Source organism: Novipirellula sp., assembly GCF_041583735.1.
GTDB lineage: Bacteria > Planctomycetota > Planctomycetia > Pirellulales > Pirellulaceae > Novipirellula.
This window is the reverse complement of the sequence record NZ_JBFHFD010000403.1, coordinates 1-8,094: the sequence shown is the minus strand read 5'-3', so window position 1 is coordinate 8,094 and position 8,094 is coordinate 1. Positions and strand designations below refer to the sequence as shown.

Sequence of the window (8,094 nt, the reverse complement as noted above, 5' to 3'; positions counted from 1 at the left end):
TCGCTGCAAATCACGCAGCGGAAATTTACGAGGCAGCAATTCGAATCCAATCGGCTGATATTGAACTTTGCTACGGATTCGCTCGTGCGCCATCTTCAAAATTTCTTGATGATCAAACCCCAACTTGGGAAGCGAATTCACCGCAAACCAATCGGCATCTGCCGCATCGTCGGCGTGCTTGGGCTGGCAATCTTCTTGGCGGACGAGTGCCATGTAGGCCACCGAAACGACACGTCCGCGCGGATCTCGGTCGACATCTCCGAACGTATACAACTGCTCGATAAACAGATTTTCGATCCCCGTTTCCTCTTGCAGTTCACGGCGAGCGGCGTCGTCGAGTGCTTCGTCCATGTCAACAAAACCGCCTGGAATTGCCCACTGACCCTTGAAAGGCGGATTCGCACGCTGGATCAATAAGACGTTCAGTGAGGAATCGCTCAGCCCAAAAACCACGCAATCAACGGTCAATGCGGGACGTGGATGTTGGTAGGTATACGGCATCGAAAATCTCTTCGTGATAGGAACCTCAACCATGAAACGGCGATGCGGACGCGATCAATTTGCGTTTGGTTTCAAACAGCTGAACATCCATCCCGGTGGGATAGACCGCCGGGTCGACCAATTTACGAACGTCATCCGAGAACATTGCCAGCTGTTGTTGAGCGCGTTCGCGAATCTGATGAATCGTAGGCCACTGGCCCACTCGGCTGCCATCGCGAAGCACTGGAACAAGCAGATCCTCGCTCTGCCAATCTTCCTCGGATTTATCCGCATCAAAGGAACGAATTTGATCGCAGCCCATCGGCACCATGTGGGGCGATGCTGCGGTCCCATCGCGGACATCATAAATGACATCGGCGATGGCTTGCTTCGCTCTGTAAAATCGCCGGACTTGCTGGATCCCCGGATTGGACGTTTTGACCGACTGTTCGGATAACTTCACCCGGTCATGCCATTGCCCTCCCGCATCACAAATCGCCGATAATTTGTAGACACCACCGAGCGCTGGTTGCTCATATCCCGTTACCAATCGCGTACCGACTCCCCAAATATCAATCTGTGCTCCGTCGAGTTTGAGCTTTTGAATTTGGTGTTCATCCAGATCGTTACTGGCCACAATTTTGGCATCCGGTAATCCCGCTGCGTCCAACATCGCACGGGTCTGTTGACTGAGCGTGACCATATCCCCTGAATCCAACCGCACTCCAATCATTTCATGGCCTTGCTTCCGCAACTGAAGCGCCACCAAGATCGCGTTGGCGACTCCGTGCACCGTGTCATAGGTGTCAACAAGAAAGATGCAGTTGTTTGGCATCACGCTCGCGTAGGCAGCAAACGCTTCGTGTTCTCCATCAAAGGACATGACCCAGCTATGAGCATGCGTCCCCTTAACCGGGATGTCGTATTGCTTTCCCGCCAACACATTGCTGGTTGCATGACAGCCACCAATATAAGCGGCGCGTGTCGCGGTCATCGCGCCGTTGATCCCCTGCGCTCGGCGAAGCCCGAACTCGAGCACCGTGTCGTCTTGAGCCGCCTGGCATACGCGGGCAGCCCGCGTGGCAATCAACGTCGGAAAATTAATGCTGTTCAGCAGCAGTGTTTCGAGAATCTGGCATTGCAGAATGGGACCTTGAATGCGAAGCAATGGTTCGTGTGGAAAGACCACCGTGCCCTCGGGCATCGCGTCAATGTCACAGCTCAACCGCAGCTCACTCAGATAGCGGAGAAACGGCCTGGAAAAGAGTGGTTGATGGTCATTGCCACGAAGAGTTGCTAGATACGCAAGGTCGTCGGGCGTAAAGCGAAAGTCATCGAGCGTTTCCACCAACGGAGCCAAGCCCGCCATGATCGCGTAACCACCCTGAAACGGACTGGAGCGAAAAAACAGGTGGAAGACTGCGTCGCGATCGTGCCGCTGCGTCTTCCAGTAACCATACGCCATCGTCAGTTGATAGAGATCCGTCAGCAGAGCTAACGATCCGTTGCCGCGAAAGCTTTGGCCCATGCTCTCATCCCAGTTAGTGTTTTCAATACACTAAGGATAGACGTTTCGACGTGGTCGCGGGTTCACCCATCTCGGCGGCGACATCCGAAAAGCCGAGATATCAGAATCCGCGTTAGCGAAGGCGAGAAAAAGACTGGCCCATTTGAAAGCTGGCCCATTTGAAAGCTGGCATTTACCCGCTGGTGTTGCTCATTTCGTCGCTTGTTGCGGAACATTCCACAGAGGGGCATGCATACAAACCGGGGCAAGACAAGAAAAATCTTGCAAATTTAACGCTTCTTGTGAGATTGCGAGCTAGGTTTCCCATAGAGCCGGCTTCCTTGCTTTGCAAACCGGTCTAAACCCTATGACATTTGTAACCATGTTTAAACGATGCACCTCCAACACCTGTCCGCCGCGTCGCGGTCGGCCGGCAGCGCGACGACGAAAACGCCGCGGCGTTGCCTCGGTTGAATTTGCTGTATGCCTACCCGTGCTGCTTGTCCTGACGCTAGGCACGATCGACCTGTGCTCGATGCTGTTTTTACGTGAATCGATCACGCTTGCCGCCTACGAAGGAGCTCGCCGCGGTGTCGGCCGCGGCTACACCAACAGCGATGCGACGACTCGCGTGATCGAGTTCTTGGACCAACGCGACATCCAACACAACGGCAGCAGTTCGGTCAGTTTTAGTTCGCCTGGATTTGACAACGCGGACACATTGGAAAACGTCACGATCACAGTCACGGTTCCTTGTGCGGGCAACCTGTTGGTTGCATCAGGAATGTTCACCGATCTGACGATGACCACCAGCGTCACGATGCGTAAAGAATACCAAAACCTCGGAAAAAAATAGACGTCACTCCACGCGGCATCTCACTTTTTCAATCGCAATTATTTCATGAAACGTCACCGAATTCGAACCGCTTTCCAACGCCGCAGACCGCGCCAAAAACGCGAGGGAGCTGCGATGGTGGAATTTGCAATCGTGGCGAATTTGATGTTTGTCATGATCTTTACTTGCATGGAATTTGCCAGAATGAATATGGCTCGCAACTTGGCACAAGACGCGGCCTATTTCGCAGCGCGTACCGCGATGGTGCCAGGAGCAACCCGAGCCGAAGCGATCGCCGAAGCGGACCGCATCATGGGTTCACTGCTCGATGACAATGGTTACGACGTCACCGTCAGTGACGTCAACTTTGACTCACCCACGATTACCGTCACCGTCAGCGTGGATCTGCAGGCGATTGCGATGTTCACACCAATGTTCCTACCCAATACAACGATCGAAACCCAAGCGGTAATGAAAACCGAACGCTACGAAGGGTTCTACGAACAATAACGTTTTGCCAACACCGCCGTCATTCATTGAGTTAACCAACCACACACCTATCGTTTCTCGCTGCGATCATCCCCATGACCACACGACTTTTCCATCGCACCGTTTCCTGTATCTTCACCGCTTCGTTTGCGCGATCGCATCGACAACGACGCGGGAACGTCTTTGCGTTGATGGCGCTGATTTTACCTGTGCTGGCGTTGCTTGCCGCGTTCTGTATCAACAGCGCCCAAATGCAACTGAACCGTACCGAGTTGATGGTTGCTACCGATGCGGCGGCCCGTGCGGGCGGCCGCGCATTCAGCGAACATCAAACCGTCGAAGCGGCAAAGGCCGCTGCGATTGCTACTGCGGCGCTGAACAACGTGGACGGGCAACCGCTGCAAATTCGCAGCGAAGATTCCGCGAACGAAATTGAATTTGGCGTCACCACGCAGCCCAACGGCTTAACAGGCCGTTACGAATTCCAAAAGTTACCGACCGCGGCGGTGCAAAGCGGAACATTGATCGCCAGCGCCATTCGTGTCAACGGACGTCGTGACACAGGATCCCTCTCGGGTCGTGTGCCGTTTGTCATCCCCGGCATGCTCAACGCAAGCGACTTTGGCCCTCGCCAAGAATCGGTAGCGATGCAGGTCGACCGCGATATCTCGCTGATCCTTGATCGCAGCGGATCGATGGTCCCCAACCTGAACTTCGATTGGCCTGAGGGCATCGACCCCAACTCGGACTTGGTCAAAGAAGCTGCGGTGGCAGCCGGTGTGATGACCAAGACAGTGACAACCAAAGGCAACAATGGAAAAGGGAACGGAAAGGGGAACGGGAAAACCACGACAAGCTATGACTATGCCTCTGGCTTCAACCAAATGACCTACAACCAATGGGTCTGGCAAGAACTTTTCAACCTGCCCGATTGCCCGATGCAGCCGTGGCAGGAATTGGTGATCGCTGTGGATGCATTCTTGAATGTCCTGGACACCACCGTCCAAGAGGAGCAAGTCTCGGTGGCAAGCTATGCCTCGGATGCATCGCTGGACGTTTGGTTGGTCAAAAATTTCAGCCAAATCCGGACCACGGTCGATGCGATCAACCCCGGTGGAAACACGGCGATCGGAGACGGAATGCAAGCTGGGATCCAAGCATTGCTGGATTCCGCCGCACGTCCCTACGCCGCCAAGACGATGGTCGTGATGACCGATGGCAACCACAACCGCGGCACCGATCCGCTGACGGTGGCAAACTACTTTGCAACAAACTATCCGCTGACCATTCACACCGTCACGTTTGGCAGTGGTGCAAACCAACAACGAATGCAACAAGTCGCTGCGGCCGGAGGTGGTAAACATTATCACGCCGATAACGGCGAACAGCTCGTTGCGATCTTCGAAGAAATCGCGAACAACCTGCCAACCATTTTGACGAAATAATCCTGCGACAGCGTCTCGCTAGTCGTCGCCTTTGGTGTATCAAGACATGACCCCCGAAACGATTGAAACGACCTCGCCTTCGCCCCCCGAGAAACGCCCTCCTATGCGATGGATTTGGCTTTCCATCGCGGTATCAAGTGGCATCATTATCTGGGCCTTCACGATTCCGATGCGGCATTCGCATGACCCAAACATCGCCTCGATCGACGGGAACGCTCCCATTGCGACCGTGTCACACCACCGTGATCCTTCGCTCGACCAGGCACGGCGGTCCGAACAATATGTCGCCAGGGCGATGGAAATGGATCGCAAATTGATGAAGTTACAGCGAGCCAAGGACGCGCGTCCTGCACTGCCATCGCTGCCGGGCGAGGAGGAAGCACTGCAGCACCAGGAGCATTATCGCAACTGGATGCTCGCGGAAATCGAGCGTTTGACGACCGCACCAGAAAATTCCCCCGAATGGGAATTTCGTCAACAGTTGGTCCAGTCACTCGATGCCCCCCAGTAACCCCTGCGACGGCCAGGGAAAACACGAGCCTTGGATGATCCCAAGGGACACGCGAAACAACGGCCCGTGAATACAAAGGCCAGTGCGGGGCGGCAAAGAATTCGCCTCACTCTTTGCGGGATCCAGGCGATCCGACGTTGTCCTCCATTTTCTTGATTATGATGAGAGCGTGTTGCCCAGCGTTCTCCCTGCAATCCACCTACGGTTCTCATGTCCAGCTACCTCCGCGTCATTGCTGTCGTTTCCCTGGTTGCCACATTAATGCTGGCTGCTCCGGGGCCTGAAAACCTCGCTGCTCAAGACGATTTGTTTGGCGCCCCTGCTGCCGCTCCGCTGTTCGGAGACGATCCGGGATCCGCTGCGGTTGACCAACAGGCGAGCGAAGCAACCTCGGATCCATTGAGCGAACAACTGCAAATCAAGGCTCGCCGTGGCGATATCCAGCTTGCCGAATCGGTCGCAGCCCTGGTCCGCGTGGGGCGTTGGAGCGAAGTGAACACGCTGCTCAGCGAGGCAGCGGCCCGCGACATCAACGAAGCGGTGTTGGCCGCAATGGCAGAGCAGATCGAGCCCGCGCTGCGGCTGAGAATGGTTCGCTCGGACCAGCTTGAGGAACCGGCTCGCAAGTTTGTCGAAGAGCTTTCCAAGGCAGCCACCGCAAACGCTCAATCGGAAAAACGGTTGACCGCCGCGATCGACCGTTTGGATGCCGCCTCGGTCGACGCCCGCATCGATGCGGTACGCACCCTCCTTGCGGGCGGAAACCCTGCAATCGCCGCGTTGGTCAACGGTGTTGTCTCCGATTCGCCCCCCGCGCCGCGCGACGATATTTTGCGAACCATGCTGCGGCTGGGCGACGGTGGGATCGATGCCTTGCGGCAACTTGCCCTGTACGGAAAACCAGCCGAACGGCTGGCAGCCCTCAAGGCACTGGTGCGGATCGATCAAAAGGCAGCGACGAGCGAATTGGTCACCGCGCTGTTGGCTCCCGATTCCACCCAAGATGAAATTGATTATGCCACGACACGATTGCAAAGCGTCTCGGCGGGCACGATCGATTCGGCTGCGGGAATCGATTTTTTGGCCAACCAGTTGCGGCGGCTGCGTGCGACGGCAAAAACCGTCGACAATGATTTCCAAACGCGAATTTTGTGGAGTGTGAACCCGGATCGTCAGAGCATCGGTTTTCGCGAAGTCCAAGCGATGCTCGCTGCGTATCGCGATGCGGCGGATGCGGCGTCGCGGTTGCGACGAATCGGGACGCTACCGCTGAACGTCGCCAACGAGGTATTGGCAGCCCAACTAAGCTATCGCGTGATCCTGGATCCCGATTGGGGTGACGAAAAACAAACAGAAACTTTCATTTCCGATTTCGCTCCGACGCTCCAGACCGCTTCTTGGGTTGGCATCCTTTCCAATGCTGTCGATAGCGGTGACGTTCCTGCCGCAATCGGCGTGCTGCGTTTGATCGGTTCGTTGCCGGATGCGGACCAGCGATACGATTTGCTGCTGTCCGCCGCCCCCAATCCTTCTCCGTTGGTCGTCGCTGCGATTTCCGCCGAGCCTCGCATTCGTTATGAAGCGGCTACCATGATCGCGGCGATGGGTATCCAGCGTGACTATCCCGGCAGCAGCTTGGTCCTGAAAACATTAAACGAGATGGCATCGCTCGAATCGCTGCCGATGGCAATCTTGGTCGAAACTCAGGCAGAAATGATCCTGGCCCAAGAAACCATTTTGAAGCGACTTGGTTACGCGGTCATCATTGCGCACTCAGTGGCCGGAGCCGAACGTGCGGTGGCTGCTAGCAGCGATCTGCGACTGATCGTCAGCAAAACCAACTTGGCCGATGCCAGACCGATTGAATTGATCGATCGCGTTCGCCGGCAAACCGTGGGGGCGAACGTGCCCATTGTCTTCTTTGGTGACGCCGTTGCCCCCTTTAACAGTGAACGCTGGTCTGCTGCGATCCGTTGGATGCCCGATCCTCCGTCGTCGCCGCAAGCGTATGCCGAGCTGCTCGACACGATCGCACTTCGCAACCGATTGCCTGAAATGACGCAGTTGGACCGCGAACTTTACCGTCAAACCGGAATCAGCGCGTTGGAACAACGACGAGCCAATCAATAGAGTCGCCGGTATCAAACGTCGGCTCCGCTTTGCGGTCATCCGCCTCCTTCAGGTATCGGCTACCCAAAATGGAGTTGGCAGGCTATTTTTAGGAAACGAAAGCGTTTTTCTAGAGATCCAAGACGAGGCGGCGTCGAAGATATCTTATAAGTAGAGGCTCTGAACGGCGATTGTCGCTGGACTAAGAAACACCAACGTATCCTTAATGGCGATGCTCGGCATATCCCCAAACGGTCCCGGAGAGCCACCGATCGCAGGCATCATTGGCAATTCGCCAGCGATGCAGCAGGTTTATCGCATCACCCGTCGTGTCGCGCCCAGCAACGCTTCGGTATTGATTCTAGGTGAAACCGGCGTCGGCAAGGAATTAATCGCCAGTGCCGTTCACCGATTGAGCCACCGCAGCGGCGCCCCCTTTGTCCGCGTCAACTGTGGCGCATTGAGCGAAAGCCTGCTTGAAAGCGAATTGTTTGGCCACGTCCGTGGTGCGTTTACCGGTGCGGTCGCCAATCGTGCGGGCCGTTTCGAAGCGGCACAGGGCGGCACGATCTTTCTAGACGAAATCAACAGCACAACGCTGACGCGGCAAGTCAAATTGCTGCGGGTACTGCAAGAGAAAGAGTTAGAACGGGTCGGTGATACCAGCACCTTCAGCACCGACGTTCGCATCATCGCCGCGAGCAATCGCGATCTGATG

The 8,094-nt window shown here is 55.7% G+C and carries 8 protein-coding genes; 6 read left to right on the top strand and 2 right to left on the bottom strand.

The window, feature by feature from the left end; all coding sequences use genetic code 11:
- Together ABX962_RS23965 and ABX962_RS23960 are read right to left on the bottom strand one after the other, a co-directional pair.
- Positions 1–501 (bottom strand): NUDIX domain-containing protein (locus ABX962_RS23965; protein ID WP_372723011.1); only part of this gene is annotated, 501 nt, incomplete at its 3' end.
- A 25-nt stretch (positions 502–526) separates the two neighbouring features.
- On the bottom strand, positions 527–2,008 hold the full coding sequence (locus ABX962_RS23960) for a nicotinate phosphoribosyltransferase (protein WP_372723009.1): 1,482 nt from the start codon (positions 2,006–2,008) through the stop codon (positions 527–529).
- A 361-nt stretch (positions 2,009–2,369) separates the two neighbouring features.
- Here ABX962_RS23960 and ABX962_RS23955 point away from each other — a divergent pair, with 361 nt between their 5' ends.
- From ABX962_RS23955 to ABX962_RS23930, 6 genes are all read left to right on the top strand, one after another.
- Positions 2,370–2,843 (top strand): TadE family protein, encoded by a 474-nt coding sequence (locus ABX962_RS23955; RefSeq protein WP_372723007.1) that lies wholly within the window; start codon positions 2,370–2,372, stop codon positions 2,841–2,843.
- Between the two features lie 114 nt (positions 2,844–2,957).
- On the top strand, positions 2,958–3,332 hold the full coding sequence (locus ABX962_RS23950) for a TadE/TadG family type IV pilus assembly protein (protein WP_372723005.1): 375 nt from the start codon (positions 2,958–2,960) through the stop codon (positions 3,330–3,332).
- A gap of 74 nt (positions 3,333–3,406) precedes the next feature.
- Positions 3,407–4,756, top strand: a complete 1,350-nt coding sequence (locus ABX962_RS23945; protein WP_372723003.1) for a VWA domain-containing protein — start codon at positions 3,407–3,409, stop codon at positions 4,754–4,756.
- 103 nt (positions 4,757–4,859) lie between these two features.
- Positions 4,860–5,267 carry a hypothetical protein gene (locus ABX962_RS23940; RefSeq protein WP_372723001.1) on the top strand — a complete coding sequence of 136 codons (408 nt, stop codon included), beginning with the start codon at positions 4,860–4,862 and terminating at the stop codon, positions 5,265–5,267.
- Between the two features lie 210 nt (positions 5,268–5,477).
- Positions 5,478–7,397: a hypothetical protein gene (locus ABX962_RS23935; protein WP_372722999.1), complete on the top strand. Its 1,920-nt coding sequence runs from the start codon at positions 5,478–5,480 to the stop codon at positions 7,395–7,397.
- Between the two features lie 205 nt (positions 7,398–7,602).
- A partial coding sequence (locus ABX962_RS23930) for a sigma-54 factor interaction domain-containing protein (RefSeq protein WP_372722998.1) occupies positions 7,603–8,094 on the top strand: 492 nt, incomplete at its 3' end.

Bases quoted from the DNA above. Each gene is read 5' to 3' on its own strand.
- ABX962_RS23960 (WP_372723009.1), bottom strand. From the start codon at position 2,008: ATGGGCCAAAGCTTTCGCGGCAACGGATCGTTAGCTCTGCTGACGGAT.
- ABX962_RS23955 (WP_372723007.1), top strand. From the start codon at position 2,370: ATGTTTAAACGATGCACCTCCAACACCTGTCCGCCGCGTCGCGGTCGG.
- ABX962_RS23950 (WP_372723005.1), top strand. From the start codon at position 2,958: ATGGTGGAATTTGCAATCGTGGCGAATTTGATGTTTGTCATGATCTTT.
- ABX962_RS23945 (WP_372723003.1), top strand. From the start codon at position 3,407: ATGACCACACGACTTTTCCATCGCACCGTTTCCTGTATCTTCACCGCT.
- ABX962_RS23940 (WP_372723001.1), top strand. From the start codon at position 4,860: ATGCGATGGATTTGGCTTTCCATCGCGGTATCAAGTGGCATCATTATC.
- ABX962_RS23935 (WP_372722999.1), top strand. From the start codon at position 5,478: ATGTCCAGCTACCTCCGCGTCATTGCTGTCGTTTCCCTGGTTGCCACA.